The 16,840-nt window shown below is 66.1% G+C and carries 21 protein-coding genes; 13 read left to right on the top strand and 8 right to left on the bottom strand.

Annotated features, from left to right (window positions below; genetic code table 11):
• The first annotated feature begins 291 nt into the window (after window positions 1-291).
• The 5 genes from NOW55_RS20505 (at window position 292) to NOW55_RS20485 (ending at window position 3,939) form a co-directional block, all read left to right on the top strand.
• On the top strand, window positions 292-846 hold the full coding sequence (locus tag NOW55_RS20505) for an NAD(P)H-binding protein (RefSeq protein WP_256401990.1): 555 nt from the start codon (window positions 292-294) through the stop codon (window positions 844-846).
• Window positions 843-1,715, top strand: a complete 873-nt coding sequence (locus NOW55_RS20500) for an NmrA family NAD(P)-binding protein (RefSeq protein WP_256401989.1) — start codon at window positions 843-845, stop codon at window positions 1,713-1,715. The genes NOW55_RS20505 and NOW55_RS20500 overlap by 4 nt, the downstream gene beginning before the upstream one ends.
• 458 nt (window positions 1,716-2,173) lie before the next feature.
• Window positions 2,174-3,049 (top strand): ParA family protein, encoded by an 876-nt coding sequence (locus tag NOW55_RS20495; protein WP_256401988.1) that lies wholly within the window; start codon window positions 2,174-2,176, stop codon window positions 3,047-3,049.
• Window positions 3,046-3,474, top strand: a complete 429-nt coding sequence (locus NOW55_RS20490) for a DUF7970 domain-containing protein (RefSeq protein WP_256401987.1) — start codon at window positions 3,046-3,048, stop codon at window positions 3,472-3,474. The genes NOW55_RS20495 and NOW55_RS20490 overlap by 4 nt, the downstream gene beginning before the upstream one ends.
• A gap of 204 nt (window positions 3,475-3,678) precedes the next feature.
• On the top strand, window positions 3,679-3,939 hold the full coding sequence (locus NOW55_RS20485) for a hypothetical protein (RefSeq protein ID WP_256401986.1): 261 nt from the start codon (window positions 3,679-3,681) through the stop codon (window positions 3,937-3,939).
• 48 nt (window positions 3,940-3,987) lie between these two features.
• On the opposite strand, the gene ilvA is transcribed toward NOW55_RS20485, so the two are convergent.
• A complete protein-coding gene (gene ilvA / locus NOW55_RS20480) occupies window positions 3,988-5,205 on the bottom strand; it encodes a threonine ammonia-lyase (RefSeq protein WP_256401985.1) in 1,218 nt (405 codons plus the stop codon).
• 148 nt (window positions 5,206-5,353) lie between these two features.
• On the opposite strand from ilvA, the gene NOW55_RS20475 reads away from it, so the two are divergent.
• The 5 genes from NOW55_RS20475 to NOW55_RS20455 all read left to right on the top strand — a co-directional run bounded on the left by NOW55_RS20475 (window position 5,354) and on the right by NOW55_RS20455 (window position 9,370).
• A complete protein-coding gene (locus tag NOW55_RS20475) occupies window positions 5,354-5,689 on the top strand; it encodes a hypothetical protein (RefSeq protein WP_256401984.1) in 336 nt (111 codons plus the stop codon).
• A gap of 138 nt (window positions 5,690-5,827) precedes the next feature.
• Window positions 5,828-6,253 carry a DUF2267 domain-containing protein gene (locus NOW55_RS20470; RefSeq protein ID WP_256401983.1) on the top strand — a complete coding sequence of 142 codons (426 nt, stop codon included), beginning with the start codon at window positions 5,828-5,830 and terminating at the stop codon, window positions 6,251-6,253.
• A 242-nt stretch (window positions 6,254-6,495) separates the two neighbouring features.
• Entirely contained in the window at window positions 6,496-7,548 is a 1,053-nt protein-coding gene (locus tag NOW55_RS20465; RefSeq protein ID WP_256401982.1) for a metal ABC transporter substrate-binding protein, read from the top strand.
• The gene (locus tag NOW55_RS20460) at window positions 7,545-8,351 is read left to right on the top strand and encodes a metal ABC transporter ATP-binding protein (protein WP_256401981.1); all 807 of its coding nucleotides are present in this window, start codon (window positions 7,545-7,547) and stop codon (window positions 8,349-8,351) included. The genes NOW55_RS20465 and NOW55_RS20460 overlap by 4 nt, the downstream gene beginning before the upstream one ends.
• Window positions 8,352-8,356: 5 nt before the next feature.
• A complete protein-coding gene (locus tag NOW55_RS20455) occupies window positions 8,357-9,370 on the top strand; it encodes a metal ABC transporter permease (RefSeq protein WP_390293815.1) in 1,014 nt (337 codons plus the stop codon).
• A gap of 129 nt (window positions 9,371-9,499) precedes the next feature.
• Here the strand turns inward: NOW55_RS20455 and NOW55_RS20450 are convergent, their stop codons facing one another.
• Together NOW55_RS20450 and NOW55_RS20445 are read right to left on the bottom strand one after the other, a co-directional pair.
• Complete coding sequence (locus NOW55_RS20450) at window positions 9,500-10,372, bottom strand: DUF6920 family protein (RefSeq protein ID WP_256401980.1); 873 nt, start codon at window positions 10,370-10,372, stop codon at window positions 9,500-9,502.
• Window positions 10,369-10,569 carry a hypothetical protein gene (locus NOW55_RS20445; RefSeq protein ID WP_256401979.1) on the bottom strand — a complete coding sequence of 67 codons (201 nt, stop codon included), beginning with the start codon at window positions 10,567-10,569 and terminating at the stop codon, window positions 10,369-10,371. The genes NOW55_RS20450 and NOW55_RS20445 overlap by 4 nt, the downstream gene beginning before the upstream one ends.
• Before the next feature lie 147 nt (window positions 10,570-10,716).
• On the opposite strand from NOW55_RS20445, the gene NOW55_RS20440 reads away from it, so the two are divergent.
• Together NOW55_RS20440 and NOW55_RS20435 are read left to right on the top strand one after the other, a co-directional pair.
• Window positions 10,717-11,304: a hypothetical protein gene (locus NOW55_RS20440; protein WP_256401978.1), complete on the top strand. Its 588-nt coding sequence runs from the start codon at window positions 10,717-10,719 to the stop codon at window positions 11,302-11,304.
• Window positions 11,305-11,393: 89 nt separating this feature from the next.
• The gene (locus tag NOW55_RS20435) at window positions 11,394-12,311 is read left to right on the top strand and encodes a sodium:calcium antiporter (protein ID WP_256401977.1); all 918 of its coding nucleotides are present in this window, start codon (window positions 11,394-11,396) and stop codon (window positions 12,309-12,311) included.
• Window positions 12,312-12,341: 30 nt separating this feature from the next.
• Here the strand turns inward: NOW55_RS20435 and NOW55_RS20430 are convergent, their stop codons facing one another.
• From NOW55_RS20430 to NOW55_RS20415, 4 genes are all read right to left on the bottom strand, one after another.
• Window positions 12,342-12,539: a hypothetical protein gene (locus NOW55_RS20430; protein ID WP_256401976.1), complete on the bottom strand. Its 198-nt coding sequence runs from the start codon at window positions 12,537-12,539 to the stop codon at window positions 12,342-12,344.
• A 109-nt stretch (window positions 12,540-12,648) separates the two neighbouring features.
• Window positions 12,649-13,527 (bottom strand): bactofilin family protein, encoded by an 879-nt coding sequence (locus NOW55_RS20425; RefSeq protein ID WP_256401975.1) that lies wholly within the window; start codon window positions 13,525-13,527, stop codon window positions 12,649-12,651.
• Window positions 13,524-14,876 carry an MFS transporter gene (locus NOW55_RS20420; RefSeq protein WP_368407793.1) on the bottom strand — a complete coding sequence of 451 codons (1,353 nt, stop codon included), beginning with the start codon at window positions 14,874-14,876 and terminating at the stop codon, window positions 13,524-13,526. Before NOW55_RS20420 ends, NOW55_RS20425 begins: the two co-directional genes overlap by 4 nt.
• A 515-nt stretch (window positions 14,877-15,391) precedes the next feature.
• Window positions 15,392-15,619 (bottom strand): hypothetical protein, encoded by a 228-nt coding sequence (locus NOW55_RS20415; protein ID WP_256401973.1) that lies wholly within the window; start codon window positions 15,617-15,619, stop codon window positions 15,392-15,394.
• Between the two features lie 111 nt (window positions 15,620-15,730).
• Here NOW55_RS20415 and NOW55_RS20410 point away from each other — a divergent pair, with 111 nt between their 5' ends.
• On the top strand, window positions 15,731-16,384 hold the full coding sequence (locus tag NOW55_RS20410; RefSeq protein ID WP_256401972.1) for a helix-turn-helix domain-containing protein: 654 nt from the start codon (window positions 15,731-15,733) through the stop codon (window positions 16,382-16,384).
• 90 nt (window positions 16,385-16,474) lie between these two features.
• On the opposite strand, the gene ddfA is transcribed toward NOW55_RS20410, so the two are convergent.
• The gene (gene ddfA, locus NOW55_RS20405) at window positions 16,475-16,831 is read right to left on the bottom strand and encodes a DdfA family disk-determining factor (protein WP_256401971.1); all 357 of its coding nucleotides are present in this window, start codon (window positions 16,829-16,831) and stop codon (window positions 16,475-16,477) included.
• Between the last annotated feature and the right edge of the window lie 9 nt (window positions 16,832-16,840).

The raw sequence follows: 16,840 nt of genomic DNA, 5'->3' as shown, positions 1-16,840 counted from the left end.
CCTGGCGACGTTCCACAGTTTCGACGCGGAGAACCCACAGTCATCGAGGTCGTCACTCACCTGAGAGTGGTTGGCGATTTTCGCTCGATAGGTGCGGGTTGTCTCCAGCATCGGACTGTGTTCATAACTAGTTATGAAGAATTATTTATTAAAAGTAACGACTGGCGCGTGGAATATCCAGCAGTACCATCGAACGTGGCTAGTGGAGGAGTTGTCGGCTGTATCCCCGCCCTGAAGGGTGGGGTTTTAGCCTTGCAACTTCCATAAGCTTGCTGCTGGTCTACAGTGAGTATGCAACCGGCAGCGTTCGGACCAACCGGTCGGACCGGCGTCCCACTCGTCGAGCAGACACTCGAGTGTGGTCACCCGGTCGCGGCCCACACCTGCTCATTCCGGAAACTCGCCATCGAACACGAGCGAGTCGACATGGTGGTCGGGGACGCCTACACCGACGAGGGCGTGCGAGAGACCGTCGCTGGTGACAACATCGTCACGGCGATGGAGGACGTCGGTGTCGTGAGGTTCGTCACCCTGGTCGGGGCCGGTGTCAGGACCGAGGGTGAGTTGGTCTCGGTCGGCGGCCGTGTCGTCGGGGCGCTGCTGAAGTTTCTCGCGCGTTCGGTGCTCGAGGATGCGAAGACGCATGTGGCGTCTGTGCGGGAGACAGACCGCCAGTGGACGGTGCTCCGTGCCCACCGACTGACCGCCGGCTCCGGGTCTGGTGGCTACCGCGCCGGTGATATCGACTTCGTGAGTGCACCCCGCGCAGACGGGGCGACCCGTACACTGGATATCGTGGCTGAAGGTTTATACTTCCGTGAGCTCTCGATGGTGGGATCGTCGTGAGCCAATCCGAGATGCGTACTGGCTCCCGTCCCGGCCGTGTCCTCGTCACCGGCGCGACCGGCACGGTCGGGAGTCACGTCTGTGCGGAGCTCACCGCGTTCGAGGAGCTGACCGTCCGCGCCGCCGTCCGTGATCCGGATGGGTACGATGGACCTGCAGACGAGATCGTCACGTTCGACTTCACCGACCCCACCACCTACCGGGGTGCGTTCGTCGACGTGGATTCGCTGTTCCTCGTCAGGCCGCCCGCGATCTCGCGGGTCGAGCGGGATCTGGTTCCCGCTCTCGCCGCCGCGGTCGGTGCCGGCGTCGACCACGTCGTCTTCCTCTCGGTCATCGGGGCGGACCGCAACCCGGTGGTCCCGCACGCGAAGATCGAGTCCTGGCTGACCGAGAGTGGCGTCGAAACCACCTTCCTCCGTGCATCTTTCTTCATGCAGAACCTCGTCACCGAGCACCTGGACGAGGTCCGTGCGGGCGAACTGTTCGTCCCCGCTGGCGGTGGTGAGACGAGTTTCGTCGATGCACGCGACGTGGCCGCCGTCGCGGCGGTCGCACTCATGACCGGTCGCACGGGCGCGTACGACCTCACGGGGCCCGAGTCGCTCGATTACCACGAGGTCGCTGCGGTTCTGTCCGCTGAGCTGGATTACCGTGTCCGGTACGTCGCTCCGTCGCTCCTCCGGTTCTGTTGGCGACGGGCGCGTCGTGGTGGCGACCTCCGCAAGGTGCTCGTCATGGCTGGCATCTACACGACGGTGCGTCTGGGGTTCGCTGGCCGGGTGTCGGGAGACGTGCGTTACCTGCTCGGACGCGACCCCCGTTCGTTCTCGACGTTCGTTCGTGACTACAGGGACGTGCTGTCGTGATGGTCAGTCGCCCGGGGGACTCTGCAAATTCATGCCAGAACCGACCCCCGTACAGACATTCAGTGATTGTGTTCATTGTAGATGTTCACTGGTTGTGTTCATCAGATACATTCATCCCTGTTGTTCTGTGTTTGTGTTCATGATGGTAATACATTGATGAGTTGAATGGCATTCAGACAGGGAATGGTTCTATGAATACAGACGATGGTTGTAGGTTATTGCTGTAGGCTGTTGTTGTAGTCAGTTGCTGTACGTTATTCCTGTAAAAAGCTACAGTACGTGGTTGATGTAGCAAGTTACGTTCATTGATTGCTGATTGTTGTTGGGGCCAGTGGGTGAATCCAGTACAAGTACTCGTTGGGTGTGTTCAGCCCTGGTGTTCACTTGTCACGTTCACCACCGGAAGTCACGAATGCGTCTGACGAACATTCAAGATGAATGGCTGTGATGGTGCGAGCATGTTAGCGTACTCGACGTACAGCGAAGCCGGCGGCGTCGGGAAGACGACGACCGCCGCCAACCTGGCCGTGGCGCACGCACGCGCTGGACTGAAGCCACTCGTCGTCCCGCTCGACCCGCAGGACGGCGACCTCTCCCGGCTGTTCGGTGTCGACGACCAGCGGACCGAACCGGTCGACAACGTCGTCCGGCACATGATCCGACGCCCGAAAGGCGACTTCGACGACCTGGTCAGAACTGTCGAGGGCGTCGACATCGTTCCCGAACACAACATGCTCTCCGACCTCGCGGAGTACCTCCAGCGCGAGAAGGACCAGGCCGAGGCGATGGGCGAGGCGTTCGGCATGCACGCTCAGCTGCTCCGGGTCCTGCGCGAGGCCGGTGTCCCAGAGAAGTACGACGTCCTCATCTGCGACCCCCCGGCGACTGAAGGGCCACACCTCTACAACGCCATCCACGCCACGCGGTCGCTCGTCATCCCCGTGGAGCCGAGCGCGAAGGGGCGCGCGGCCGTCGAAGGACTCGAATCCCTCGTAGCGGGACTCGAGGAACAGCTCGAGGTCGACGTCGGTGTACTCGGTGCCGTTCCCATCGGTTTCAAGAACACGCGCGACCAGCGGACCATCCTCGACGAGATCCAGTACCCGATTCCGGAGATAATCGGGGAGCGAGCCTCCCTGATGGAGGGCTGCTGGATGCAGCAGTGCTCGGCGTACCGGTACGTCCGTGAGTACCGCGACAGGCACCGGGACTACGAGGTGGAGACGCTGGCGCAGTTCGACCGCATCGCCCGACACCTCGAGGGGGAGGTCGGGATCGAGGCACCGAACCCACCAGAGCCGGGTGACCTCGAACACGAGGTGCTCGCGCCATGACCGGCATGAAGGAGGGGGCTGGCGAGAACCCGTTCGCGGAAGACCCGCCGGATGACACCGGTTCGACCGGCGATTCGACCACGGAGACGTCGACGGAGTCCAGTTCGGGCGGCGCGAGCGGTACTGACAGTACCAGTCAATCAGCGTCGGGCAGCAGCCGAAGCGGTGGCCGGCGGTCGATGTCCATCCCGTACAAGTTCCGACGCGACGGCGTGCAGGACGGTCGCGACAGGGTCCCGCTGTTCCTCAAGCCGGATACCAAGAGTGCGGAGCGCGATGCGCTGCGGGAGCTCGAAGAGCGCTTCGATGCCGACGTCTCGCTCACGGACCTCCGAGAGGCGCTCGTGATGGTCGGACTGGAGCACCTCGACGAGGTCGAGGGCGAACTGGAGGAGTGGGGCTACGGGATGAGGTTCGAGGACTGAGCCCGCCGGCTGCGTCCGGGAACACACCCCATACACTGAATATCGCTATATCTATCTCGCCCGTCCGTGTTGCGAACGACCATTTAGAAATCACTAGTTCGGAAATCCTAATTCCCATAATCGAAGGTTCCAATTGGGAACGCCGATTCACGGGAGCTCAACCGGCTCCGAACCGCCTACGAGTCGGACGAGGCCGAGTTCGTAGTGCTCGGGCTGAACGACGAGGGACTCGTCGCCGGCGAGTGCAAGTTCACGTCGTCGCCTGTCGGTGAGGACGAGCTCGCGGACCTCGAACGGACCACGGACGGGGTGCGCTGGAGTGGCGAACCGACAGACGCGAGCACCCGGTACGTATTGTTGAGTCGTTCCGGGTTCACCGGCGATCTGCAATCCACCTCCAGTCGTCGGTCGGATGTCTCGCTGTTCGGCCTCGGCGACATCCTCGGGGCGACTGGCGCGGGGTGAGTGGTCCTCACCTGCTGGCTAGCTCTCGTCGTGTTCGGGTAGCGAGGGTCAGTTCAGCAACTCCACGTCGTATCCGGCGTCGCGCAGCGACGCGAGGATGCGCTCGGTCTGCCCGGTCCCGCTGGTCTGGACGTGGAACTGGAGGTAGGCGTCGCCGACGTCGAGCTCCTTCGCGGAGCGCTCGTGGGTCACATCGTGGATGTTCGCCCCGCAGTCGGCGATGAGCTCGGAGACGCGGCTCATCTCCCCGGGTCGGTCGACGATGTGCACCTGGAGGTGAACGAGCTGGTTCCGGTGGGTGAGCCCGTGGGTCAGCACGGTTTGGAGGTCGGTCATGCTGAGGTTGCCGCCACAGAGCAGGGGGACGACGACCTCGTCGCTCACGTCGAGAGCGTCGCTTCGGACGGCCGCGACCGAGGTCGCCCCGGCACCTTCGACCATCTGCTTCGTCCGTTCGAGCATGAACAGCACGCTCTCTGCGATCTGGGTGTCTGTGACGGTGACGACCTCGTCGACGTGTGCTTCGATCAGCCCGTAGGTCAGCTCGGAGATGCCGCCGGTCGCGATGCCGTCGGCGATGGTCTGCATGGAGTCGATGGTCACCGGGAACCCCTTGTCGAGGCTCTCGGGGACGGTCGCGGCGGACTCGGCCTGGACGCCGACGACCCGCGTATCGGGAGCCCGTGCCTTGACGGCGGTCGCGATGCCGCCGATGAGCCCACCGCCGCCGATGGGGACGACGACGGTGTCCACGTCGGGCACCTGTTCGACGATCTCCAGCCCGAGCGTCCCCTGACCGGCGACGATGTCGGGGTCGTCGTACGCGTGGACGAACACGCAGTCGTCTTCGACTATGGTCTTCGCGTGCCGCATCGCCGCCTGGAAGTCCTCGCCGTGGAGGACGACCTCTGCACCGTAGCTCTCGGTCGCCTCGATCTTCGCCTGCGGCGCGCCCTTCGGCATCACGATGGTCGCGTCGAGACCGACCTTCGTCGCGGCGAGCGCGACGCCCTGGGCGTGGTTGCCCGCGCTGGCGGCGAGTGCGCGGGTCGCGTCGCTTCCCGAGGCGACGACCTGCGTGAGCTTGTTGTACGCACCCCGTGTCTTGAACGAGCCGGTGCGCTGGAGATGCTCCATCTTCAGGCGGACTTCCGCGTCCACCTCGGCGGCGAGCGACCGGTTCGTCTCGATGGGCGTCTCGCGGACGACGGACTCGTCGTCGAGGCGTTCGCGGGCGTCCTCGATGTCGGCTACCGTGACCTGCATGGGCTACTGCTACAGACCACCGGAGGGGGCGACATAAAACTACATACCCGTTTTCGAACCCGCGTTGGTCGGTGTCACGGAGAGGGGCGGGGGTGCGACGTCGGACTCGCTGGCGGCGGTATTCGACCGCTGAACCAGATTGCACTTGGTGTCCACCCGGCAACTGGCTCTCGCAGGCTGTCTCGGCGTCCTGCGCGGGAACTCGAACCCGGACGTCGTCCTCGGCGACCCCGGCCGCCCGTTCGACAGCGAGGACGTCGCGTACCCGGCGTGGGACGAGCCGCTCCCGGCGGTCACGCTCCCGGCCCCGCTCGAATCCCGGGAGGTGCAGCTCGACTCGATGGAGAAATCCCGGGGTGTCGACGCGTGGCGTGACCTGGGTACGTACTCCCGACACGTCCAGCTGGTCGCCGGGGCGGTGATGGTCCTCGCGGGGCTCGGACAGGTGTACCTCGCCGTGTTCGAACTCGGGATGCTGTCCTGAGGGGGTCGCACCCGAGAGAGAACAGGGGTGGACGGGGAGGACTGCTGCAGGACCGAGCCGGTAAGCCGTGGTTATACGACTCCGGCCGCCGGTAGTGCCTTTGTTCTATTGCAGGACACCGACCAATCGGTACGGGAGATGAACTTCGACGAGTTCACGGGTGAGGTACAGCACCGCCTCGAACTGCCGGGAACTGGCGAGACAGTCCGTGCCATCCGGGCGACGCTCATGACGCTGGGCCAGCGCATCCCGGCGGACAACGCGGAGGACCTCGCGGCGTCGCTCCCGCTGGAGATCAAGTGGTACCCGACCGGCGCGGTACAGGAGCACGGCCAGCGGTTCGACTGGTCCGAGTTCGTCGGACGCGTCGCCGAGATAGAGGGGATCAAGCGTCAGGAGGCAGCGTATCACGCGCAGGTCATCGTGGACCTGATGGCCTCTGAGATCCCAGCGTCGGACCTCCAGCAGCTCAGGGACATGCTCCCGCAGGCCGAGGACGACGAGAACTGGGGGAAGCTGTTCGGGGTGGTCGACGCGGGTGGCTGGCAGGAGTCGACGGAGTAGTCGTTACGGTCGGGCGTGAGAGATTGCAGGTCGGCTCCCGTAGAGAGATGGATACGTCGAAACACGAGTTTAGACTGGAGTAATAACGAGAGCGGGCGTGTCGGTATCGTACGGCCGGTAATCGGAAGTGCCGTGGCAACGTGACTATCTGAACCAGTGCCACGTAAGATGGTTTAGACTTATCTAATTCTGGAGTTAGAAGAGAACCATTATATATTTTGGAGACGGACCATCGGCCGAGTATGAACGATACGAACGTGAGTTCCTCCTCTCGTCTCTCTCGCCGACGGGCACTCGCCCTCGGCGGCGGAGCACTGCTGAGCGGCATCGCTGGGTGTCTCGGTGAAACGAACGCCAGTGCCGGCGACGATGGGCCGACGGCCGTTGCCTCCTTCTTCAGCTTCTACGACTTCGCCCGGAAAATCGCGGACGGGACGGCCATCCAGATCGAGAACCTCGTTCCGGTCGGGATGCACGGCCACGGCTGGCAGCCGAACGCACAGGTGACGCGGGACATCATCGAGGCCGACGCGTTCATCCACGTCGGGGCGGGGTTCCAGCCGTGGGCCGACCGTGCCATCCAGACGCTCGAGGACGACAACGTCGACACGCAGCTCATCAACGCCCGCGAGGGCGTGGAGCTGGTCGACCTCGCTGCGAGCCTCGACCGCGAGGAGGAGGGCGTGGGCGACGAACAGGGCAAGGACCCCCACTTCTGGCTCGACCCCCACCGCGCCCGGACGTCGGTGGACAACATCACCGAGGGCCTCGTCGAGCTCGCGCCCGACGAGGAGGACGCGCTGCGAGAGAACGCCCGGGCATACAAGGGCGAGCGGCTCGCCCAGATCGACGCTGACTACCAGGCCATCTTCGAGGCAGCCGACCGGCAGGTCGTCCAGCTGGCGGCACACAACGCCTTCCAGTACATCGGTGTCCGGTACGGCGTCGAGATGCGACCGCTGGTGACGAACCTGGCTGCGAGCGGCGACGTTGCCCCCGAGGACATGCGGCGGGCACAGGAGACCATCCGAGAGCACGACATCAACTACATCGCCAACGGCGTGTTCGAGGCCCGTCGCCCGGCGGTCCAGCTGATGGAGGAGACCGACGTGGAGGCGTACTTCCCGGTGACGCCGTACGCAGGTGTCAAGGAGGAGTGGGTCGCGGAGAACTGGGGCTACGAGGAGATCGCCTACAACATCAACATGCCCACCTTCGAGGTCGTCCTCGGGAACGAGTCCCCCGAGGAGGTCGGCCCAGACGGCTGGGCTGCCGAGTGGAGGAACTTCCAATGAGTGGCGAGCATGTGGGCGAGACGGTGGACACAGTGGCAGCGGCCGACGTCGCGGCGTCGGCGGGAGATGGGACCGTCATCGAGCTATCGGACGTCGAATTCGGGTACACCGCCACGCCGGTCGTCGAGGACATCTCCCTCTCGATAACGGCGGGCGAGTACGTCGCGGTCGTCGGGCCGAACGGGTCGGGCAAGTCGACGCTGCTGCAGCTGATGCTCGGCCTGCTCAAACCCGACAGCGGCGAGGCGCGGCTGTTCGGCGAGCCAGCGCACCGGTTCGACGACGGGGGACGGCTCGGCTACGTCGCCCAACACGCCAGTGCCTCGAAGGAGATGCCCATCACGGTCCGCGAGGTCGTGAACATGGGTCGGTTCCCACACGTCGGCTTCGGTCGCCTCTGGGAGGAGGACAGGGAGATCGTCGACGGCGCGCTGGCGACGGTCGGGATGTCGGCGTTCGCGGACCGCCGCATCACGCAACTCTCCGGGGGCCAGCGCCAGCGGGCCTTCATCGCCCGGGCGTTGGCGGGCGAGGCCGAACTGCTGGTGCTCGACGAGCCGACGGTCGGGGTCGACGCGGAATCGGTGCAGGCGTTCTACGAACTCCTCCAGTCGCTGAACGATCGGGGTATCACCGTCCTACTCATCGAACACGACCTCGGTGCCGTGACCGAGCACGCGGAACGCGTCATCTGTCTAAACCGCGAGGTGTACTTCGACGGCCCCACCGACGAGTTCGTCGAGAGCGACGCGCTCGGCCGAGCCTTCGGGACGGCTGCGAACTTCCTGGGTGAGCAGAAATGACGGGAATGCTCGCAGCAGTGTTGCTCCAGTCCACCTCGAACGAGACGCTAGATACGGTGTTGGCTCCGATGTACTGGCTCCTCGACCTCTGGTCGGGCGCGATGTCGTGGCTCGCCCGGACGGCCGGCATCGAGATGCTGAGCTACGGCTTCATGCAGCGGGGCATCCTCGTCGGCCTCTGCATCGGGGTCATGGCACCGCTCATCGGGACGTTCCTGGTCCATCGACAGCTCTCGCTCATCGGTGACGCCCTCGCCCACACGGCGTTCGCGGGCGTCGCGGTCGGGCTGTTCCTCAACGCAGCCATCGATCTCGGGGTGACGCCGTACCTGACGGCGGTCGTCGTGGCGATGATAGCCGCGCTGTTCATCGAACTCATCTCGGAGGTGACCGACGCGTACAACGACGTGTCCATGGCCATCGTACTGTCGACCGGCTTCGCTCTCGGGACGACACTCATCAGCATCAACGCGGGCGGATTGACGGTCAGCGTCGACCAGTACCTCTTCGGGAACCTCTCGACGGTGACCTCCCAGAGCGCCGCCATCCTCCTCGTGCTGTTCGCAATCATCGTCGGCGTCGTCGCGCTGACGCGCAACCAGTTGCTCTACGTCACCTTCGACGAGACGGCGGCGGAGGTCGCCGGTATCTCCGTGAGCTGGTACAACCGAATCATGGTGATGCTGACCGCGCTCGTCGTCGTCGGCGCGATGCAGATAATGGGCGTCATCCTCGTGGCGGCGATGCTCGTGGTCCCCGTGGCGGGCGCGTCACAGGTCGCCAGGAGCTTCAACGAGTCACTGCTCGTCTCAATCGTACTCGCCGAACTCTCCGTGCTGCTCGGCATCGCCGTCTCGTACGAGATCGGCGCGACGGCGGGCGGGGTAGTCGTCCTGTGTGGCGTGGGTATCTACGCGGTCGCCGTGGCCATCGGGAAGCTCCAGGCCGGCCTGGGGGACCAGTCCGCGCCAGAGATGGGGAGCATCGATGTGAGCGAGAGCCAGTCCAAGGCGGACTGACGGGACGCGTCCGGGCCAGCTGTCGGTCCTGCAACCCCATCGTCGGCGACGAACCCTATCGTCGGCGACGGGACGTCGAGCGTCTGAGCCCAGCACCGGACGCTCAACGCGCGGTGCGCTGGCTTCGACTCAAGCGTCCGGCACCCCGTGCCGGGAGCGGTCTGCAACGTCGTACTCGACCGCCGTGACACGCGCCCGCCAGTACGGCGACGGCCCCGAGGGGGTCTCCCATTCGACGCGGGCTTCGGTCGGAATCCGGACGCCGTCGTGCCACTCGTACTCGCCGAAGTGGCCCGTCCACGGGAGGAAGTCGTCGTCTTCCTGCCGATAGCGGCGCTCGGCGGTGACCCGTTCGATCAGGTCGGCTTCGTCGAAGTGGAACACGAGCGATGCCGCTGTCGAGCCGTCGACGATGGTCGCCTTCGCGCGTCGCTCGTCGATGGACTCCCACGCGACGCCGTTGGACGGGAGCAGTGCGGTCGGTAGCCAGGGGCCTTCGGCGAGGTACCGCAGCAGTTCGCCTCGGTCCATCTCCGGGTTCGACGGCGCGGACGCAACCGGAACAGCACCGAGGGCGAGTGCCCGGAGCGACCCCTCGCCGCCTTCGTAGGCGTCGACGACGCGGACCCGAACGAGCGGTGCCGCGTGGATGCTCGCGTCCCAGACGAACCCCGGCGGGTCGACGGTGACGTGCTGGGTCGCGGTCATCGGCCGCCACTCATCGCCGAGCAGGAACGACCCGTGCTGGTGCAGGCGTGCGGTCCGGGGTGGTGCCTGCTCCGGAGCCAGCACCGCGTCGAAGTACCGACGGACTGGCGACGGGAGGTCGGTCAGCCCGCCGACCGAACCGTGTTCGGCTGCCGGTCGCTCCGCGGCTGCGAGGAGGTCCTCGACCCGGCGACGTGTCGACCGTTCGGTTCGGACCCGACCGACCACGAGGCCGGCAGCACCGAGCAGCAGGCCGCCGACGGTGACCAGCCCCAGGCGTTTTCGCAGCGTCATACCGTGCGCCCCCCACCGCCAGCGTTGCGCGTCGCGGCCCCGACGCCGACGAGTATGACGGCGAGTGCTCCAAGCACCGGGAGCGGGACCTCGACCTGATAGTCGAACACCACGACGACCGCACCGGCGACGAACAGCAGGAGACCGAGGAGTAGCGTCAGGCTTCCTGCGAGTGACCGGTTGCTGCTGTTGTTCATGCGTGGTGGTACGTCGGGTGACCACATCCGACTACTGCTTGCTCCCACCACCTGAGAACCAGCACCGGGCCTCTCGGGGGGCCCCGACGTTCCCATCCGGTGAGAGGGACCGTTCGGGTTCAAGCCCACTCACAGCGTCTCTATAGCATGGATACGCACGTCACCACCAGCACCGGAACCCGGCCCCGCAGGGAGGGCGGGTTCCCGGCGTACGGGCCCGTCGACGCGGCCCTCGGCTACTGGCTGTTCTACGTCGTCGTCGACAGGGCGACGCCCACCGTCGTCGAACTGTTCGCGGAGCGCGTGCTCGAAGTCTCTCCGACACTCGTCCGTCTCGGTCTGGCGGCGGTGCTCTGGTTCGTGCTCGCCGTGACGGTGCTCGACCAGCTGCGGACGCAGTTCGACGCCCTCACTGGCCGTTCCGGGCGGAGGCGCGGCTTCGTGGCAGGTCACCTGCTCCCGGCGCAGTACTGGCTGCTGGTGTTCGGCCTCGGCGTTGCGCTCGGCGGCGCGACCGCGCTGGTCACCTTCGAGGTCGGGCTCGACGGGGCCGTGACCCTCATCGAGAGCGTCGCGACGCTCGACGTGGCGGCCATCCTCCTCCTGGACGTGGTCGCCGTCGTGGTGTTCTTCGGCTCCTTCGCGGTGGCGTCGTTCAGCCTGGACCGGCTGACCGTCCGGGTCATCCGGGAGCTGCTGACCGAGGGGCGCGAGTCCGCCGCACCGAAACGCTGAGGGGAACCGGCGTTGACAGGTCACCCACGAGACCGGTCCGGCGGTCGGGGCGAATCCGGCCCCGGTCAGACCGGTGTGAGGCCCAACCCGTGCTCGAACAGTACGTCCTCTTCGTCGGCGGGCTCGCGCTCCTGGTGGTCGGAGCGGAGCGTGCCGTCTCCTCCGCCGGCGATCTCGCCCTGTACTACGGCGTCTCGAAGCTGTTCGTCGGCGTCACCGTCATCGCAGTCGGGACGTCCGTCCCGGAGATGACCACCTCGCTGTACGCCGCCTCCTACGGCGCTGGTGACCTGCTCGTCGGGAACATCGTCGGCTCCGAGACCGCCCAGATCACGCTCGCCATCGGGATTGTGGCACTCATCTCGCCCATCTTCGCCGAGCGTCGGAACGTGATGATATACGGCGGGGCGATGGTGCTCTCGATGATCATCATGATCCTCACCATCGAGGACGGCGAGCTCATCCGCTCGGAGGGGTTCCTGATGATGCTCTCGTACGTCTTCTTCATCTACACGATGTATACCAACGAGGGTGGCGAGGAGATCACCGAGGAGGTCGTCGAGCGCGAGCCGCCCCGGCGGACGGTCCCGTGGATCGTCCTCGGGCTCGGGATGGTCGTCCTCGGCGGTCACGTCATGGTCACGTCCGGTGTCGAGATAGCCCGCTCCGTCGGCATCTCGGAGTACGTCGTCGGCCTGCTCACCGGGCTCGGAACGACCGCCCCGGAGATCGTCGTCGCCGGTATCGCCGCCCGCGGTGGCGAGGAGGGCATCTCGGTGGGTGCCATCCTCGGGAGCAACATCACCGATCCCGTCTTCTCGCTCGGCATCGGCCCGCTGTTCTACGACGTGACGCTCGACGACCCGGGCGGCATCATGTCCTCGGCGGAGTACATGCTCCTGGTCTCGTTGCTGGTGCTCGGCCTGTTCTACTGGCAGCGTGGTATCGACCGTCGGGCGGCGGTGCTCTGTATGTTGCTGTATCCACCGAGCTTCTTCCTCACGTGAGACGGTGGCCGCCGGTCGAGGGATGGTTCGTCATCTGGTCGTCGGTTCGTCGACATCGGTCGGTTCATCCCCCGTCTGCGTCTCCATCGCCGTCGCCGACCCGGACGGACGCTGGTTGTAGAGGTACAGTCCAACGACGACGATGGCCGCGAGTATCGTGAGCGGCACGACGATGATGAGGAGGAGCACGAGCAACTCCGGGAGTCCGAGTGTCTGCAGTGGTATCATCACAGCTAGAGGGACGTTCTCCACCGGGATGAAACGCGGACCTGGTTCTCTCGCCGTGAGAAGCAGGACCGCCGGACGGAGACCGGGTCCCGACGCTGGATTCGGCCGGTCAGTCGCCGCCTCCGGGCAGGCTCACCGGTTCGAACCGTTGCAGCCCGAAGTACGTGTTGAGCACCGCGCCGAATCCGATGCCGATGGCGGCGAGCTGGACCAGCGCGCCCACGACCGGGAACGCCCCGAGCACCTCGAACGCGAACAGCACGAGGCCGACGCCGAGCACGGTGGCGGTGTCCGTCCGGTCGACGGGGAGCCGGCTGCCGACGAGGTAGCCGAACACGACCTGGGCATACAGCGCGACCAGGGCCAGGCCGAGGAGGCCGACGAGGCTGACCGGGAGCAGGAGGAGGGTGAAGGCCATGTAGACGAACAGCACGAGGAGCGAGAGCGCGCCGAGTGAGCCGACGACGCCGCTGACCAGCGGGTGGTCCGTCACCGCGTGGCCGACGTTCGACAGCAGTGTCGGCTGTCGTCTCGCGAGCCACCAGCCCGCCGCGCCGAGCAGCAGGAACTGGAGCAGGAAGGTGAGCACCCGTCTCGTCGGCGAGCTGTTGGCCGCCGGCGGTTCGAACCGGTCGAGCGTGCCGACGGTCGCGCCGTCGGCGACCGTCAACCCGCCACCGGCGATGGTCCGGACCGTGCCGGTGACGGTCGCGCCGTCCCCGACGGTCGCGTTCCCCGCCAGGACCGTCACGCCGCCGTCGACCGTCCCTTCGACACGGGCCATGCCACCGATGACGTAGATGTCGCCCGAGACGCTCGCGTTCGCCGGGACGGTCGTGGTCCCGCCGGCGACGACGTGGACGTCCTCGACCTCCTGGACGACGTGATCGCCCTGCAGCGTGACGGTCATCCGGTCCGGGTCCGCCCCGCTAGCCGAGACGAGCAGGACCACGACGACGAGCAGCGGGACGAGTTCGGTCGGGTTCACGCGACATCACCCGTCCGTGAGAGGACGACCATCCGGCGGACGTAGAGCCCCGCCAGCAGCCCGAAGACGAGCAGCAGCGAGAGCGCCTGCACGACGTTGAGGTGCGAGAGCAGCGTCAGCTCCGCGGCCTGGAAGTAGAGCGCGAGCGCAGTGCTGAGGAAGGTGGCGAGCCAGCCAGCGACGCCGATACCGATGGCGGAGTGCGTGCCGATGGTCTCGGTGGTCGAGAGGTCGGGCCAGAGTGCGAAGTTGAGGGTGGTGTAGAAGCTCACCGCGACCGCGTAGAACGCCGGGTTGAGCGGGGAGGATGCGCCCCCGGCGAGCGTGGGGAGCGCGGCAGCGAGTCGGAGGTCCCACGTGTAGAGGACGTGGGTCAGCGCGAACAGCGCGAACGTCCAGAGGAACACCCGGTTCAGTGCGTAGTTCGCGTAGATGACCCCGGCCATGACGGCCCCGACGACGTGCGCGACGGCGATGAGCAGCCGCGTGGAGAGCTGTGGCGACTGCCAGGAGCTCAACAGCAGCGACGGCGTGTCGATGATGCGGAGGAAGCCGAGGCTGTCGATGAAGAACACCCCGAACATGAGCAGCGTCGGGACGAGGAAAGCGAGACTCCGTGCCTGCACCGGCTCGGGGCGACAGAACCGGCCCGGACCGAACGCGTCGCGCTGCCCGTCGAGCGTCGACAGGACCGCCTCGATGCGGTCGCTTCGCCCGGAGACGAGGATGACGAGGACGAGGATTCCGGGCAGCATCGCGGCCACCATGAGTCGGCTGAACGTCTCCACCGACCACGTGAGCGGGATGGCGTTCGCGAGGAAGTACGCGACAGCCGTGATGAGTGCGGCGACGTAGCCCCGATCGGGAACCGGAACGAGGTCGATGGCCAGCGAGAACGACACCGGGAACCCCACACCGAGTCCGACCGAGGCGACGAGTATCCAGGCCCCGAACCCGGGAACGGTCCGGATGACCGGCGCGACGAGCGTGAGGCAGAACTGCACGAGGACGACGCCGAGCAGGAGCCGGAGCTTCGTCCGGAGGTCGGTGCTCCAGCCGCGGCGGTCCATGGTGACGCCGGTGACGACGGCGACGAGCAGTGTGCAGAGGGCCAGACCCGCCATCCACGCCGAGACGGCCGTCTCGGGCATCCCGACGAGTCTGGTCCCGAGGTCGATGAGTCCGAGCTGGACGAAGGTGATGTTGTAGTAGTAGCCGGCGACCATGAGGGCGACGAACAGCCCGTAGCCGAGCACGGGCGTCCACCGTCGGTGCCGTACATAGTTGGTGAGCTGCATGACTGATCCTCTAACACCTGTAGTCGGACGGGCATTGACATCCTCCTCCACGTAAACGCGGAGGAATCCCGAGCGGTGGGAGTTTCAGGTTCGCAGTCCAATCGGCGGACTACCAGTCTTTTCGGGCGCGGGTAGTCCCACAACGTCGGACTGGTGGACTGCTGGCCATGCCAAGTGGCCGTTACCCCTATCCTCAACCGTGAATGGCGTCCCGGTGTTGTTGTTGCCAGCGGGACGCCAGCAGGTGTCAGTAGAGTCGGGGGTATCGTGTCGCGTGCGGTGAGCAGTCGGCACGTTGGCACACCCTTCGAGGATGTGGCGTTCACCGACTCTTTTTCGGATACTGCCTCGTTATGTGGGCGGACAGGCCGCCTCCGAAGGACGGTTCGGAATCCGCTCCGATCCACCGATTCCTACTCTCCGGAATGGCAGCCTGTCACTTAAATGTCACCGTGGAAACTCAGGGCAACCGTTTGAACGGTGGTCTATTGCCCGGAGTGACGGCTCGTATCCACGGCCTGAAGGCCGTGGTATTGGGCCTGTTCCGTGTATATGGACAGGTGTGGTCACCCCCGTGCCGCGACCCAGAGCCCGAGCGTCCCCATCACCAATCCCGGTACCATCGCGATTCCGCCCGCGAGGCCGACGGACGGCCACCCCGGTGCGGCGGCCGTCCTGACGACGAGCAGGTAGTACACCGTCGCGGGGACGACCAGGAACGAGAGGACGACACCGGCGACGATGGTCCAGAGGCTCGTCACCGCGCCGTACAGCTGCGACGAATCGGCGTTCATGCCCACGGATTGGACCGTTCTCGTCGAGTCGATTGCGCCGGATGACCGGGGCTGGTTCAAGTCCCCCACCTCCCAGCAACACTTTTCCACGCCTTGCGAGAACGCGCGAACATGAAACGCGTCCGGGTGACCATCCACCCGCAGTCGCTCGACAGCCCGACGCTGTACGAGCGACTCACCGAGGCACCGTTCCTGACCAGGGTTCAGACGGTGAACTGGAACATCAGGGAGCCGCCGGCGGCGTTCCTCCTCCGGCTCCGGGGTGAGTACGAGCGACTCGAACCCGGACTCGCGGCCGACGAGCAGCTGTTCGAGTACGAGCTGCTCCCGGTGACCGACCGCGAGTGCTACCTGTTCCTGAAGGGTCGCGCCCCGGCCGAGTCACGAGCGCTCTGGGAGAACTTCACACGGGACGGACTGCTGACCGTGCCCCCGGTCGAGTGGCGGGAGGACGGGAGCAGCACCTTCACCATCGTCGGGACGGAGGCCGACGTGCAGGCGGCCGTCGACGGCGTGCCCGAGACGGTAGGCATCGAGGTGGACCGTGTCGGCGGCGACCGTGTCACCCCAGCCGACGCCCGTGAAGCCCTCTCGCCCCGCCAGCGCGAGGCCGTCGAGGCAGCACTGGCCGTCGGCTACTACGAGGTGCCACGCGAGGCGACGGCGGCCGACGTGGCAGCGGCGATGGGCTGCACTGCCTCGACCGCGGGCGAGCACCTCCAGCGGGCCGAGTCGGCCGTCCTCGCCTCGCTGTTCGGAACGTGAGTGTCGTGTCCCGGGCGCGACCCACCCGTATCGGAGTCGCGCCACGATGCGAGCCCCCGGCTGTGTTCGGGGGACTCCGGAGTCTCCGACTCAGTCAGACGCGACCCCGGCCGTGGCCCGGACGCGAATCCGCGACTCGCCCTCGATCGAGACCCGGCAGTCGGCGTACTCGAACGAGACGGAGACGGACCGGTCGTTCCCAGGGTCGGGAGCAGGGGAGAGGAGAGCATCGAGCGCATCGGGGTCGATAGCGTCGTAGAGCTGTGGCAACCCGAGTGGGTCACGGCCGGTGGCGGCGGCGACCGAGGAGACCACTGCCTCGCACATCGACCAGCGACCGTGGTCCACCGTGTACAGGAAGCAGTCGCTCTCCCGTTGATACTGGAGGTTCGGGATGTGAAAACCGGGCGATTCCTGGGGGGAGGGGTCGGTATCGTCGATGCTCATCGCTTCGGT

This window comes from Haloarchaeobius litoreus (assembly GCF_024495425.1).
Taxonomy (GTDB): Archaea; Halobacteriota; Halobacteria; order Halobacteriales; family Natrialbaceae; genus Haloarchaeobius; species Haloarchaeobius litoreus.
The sequence above is the reverse complement of the archived record's forward strand: the minus strand, read 5'-3'. Positions and strand labels throughout refer to the sequence as shown.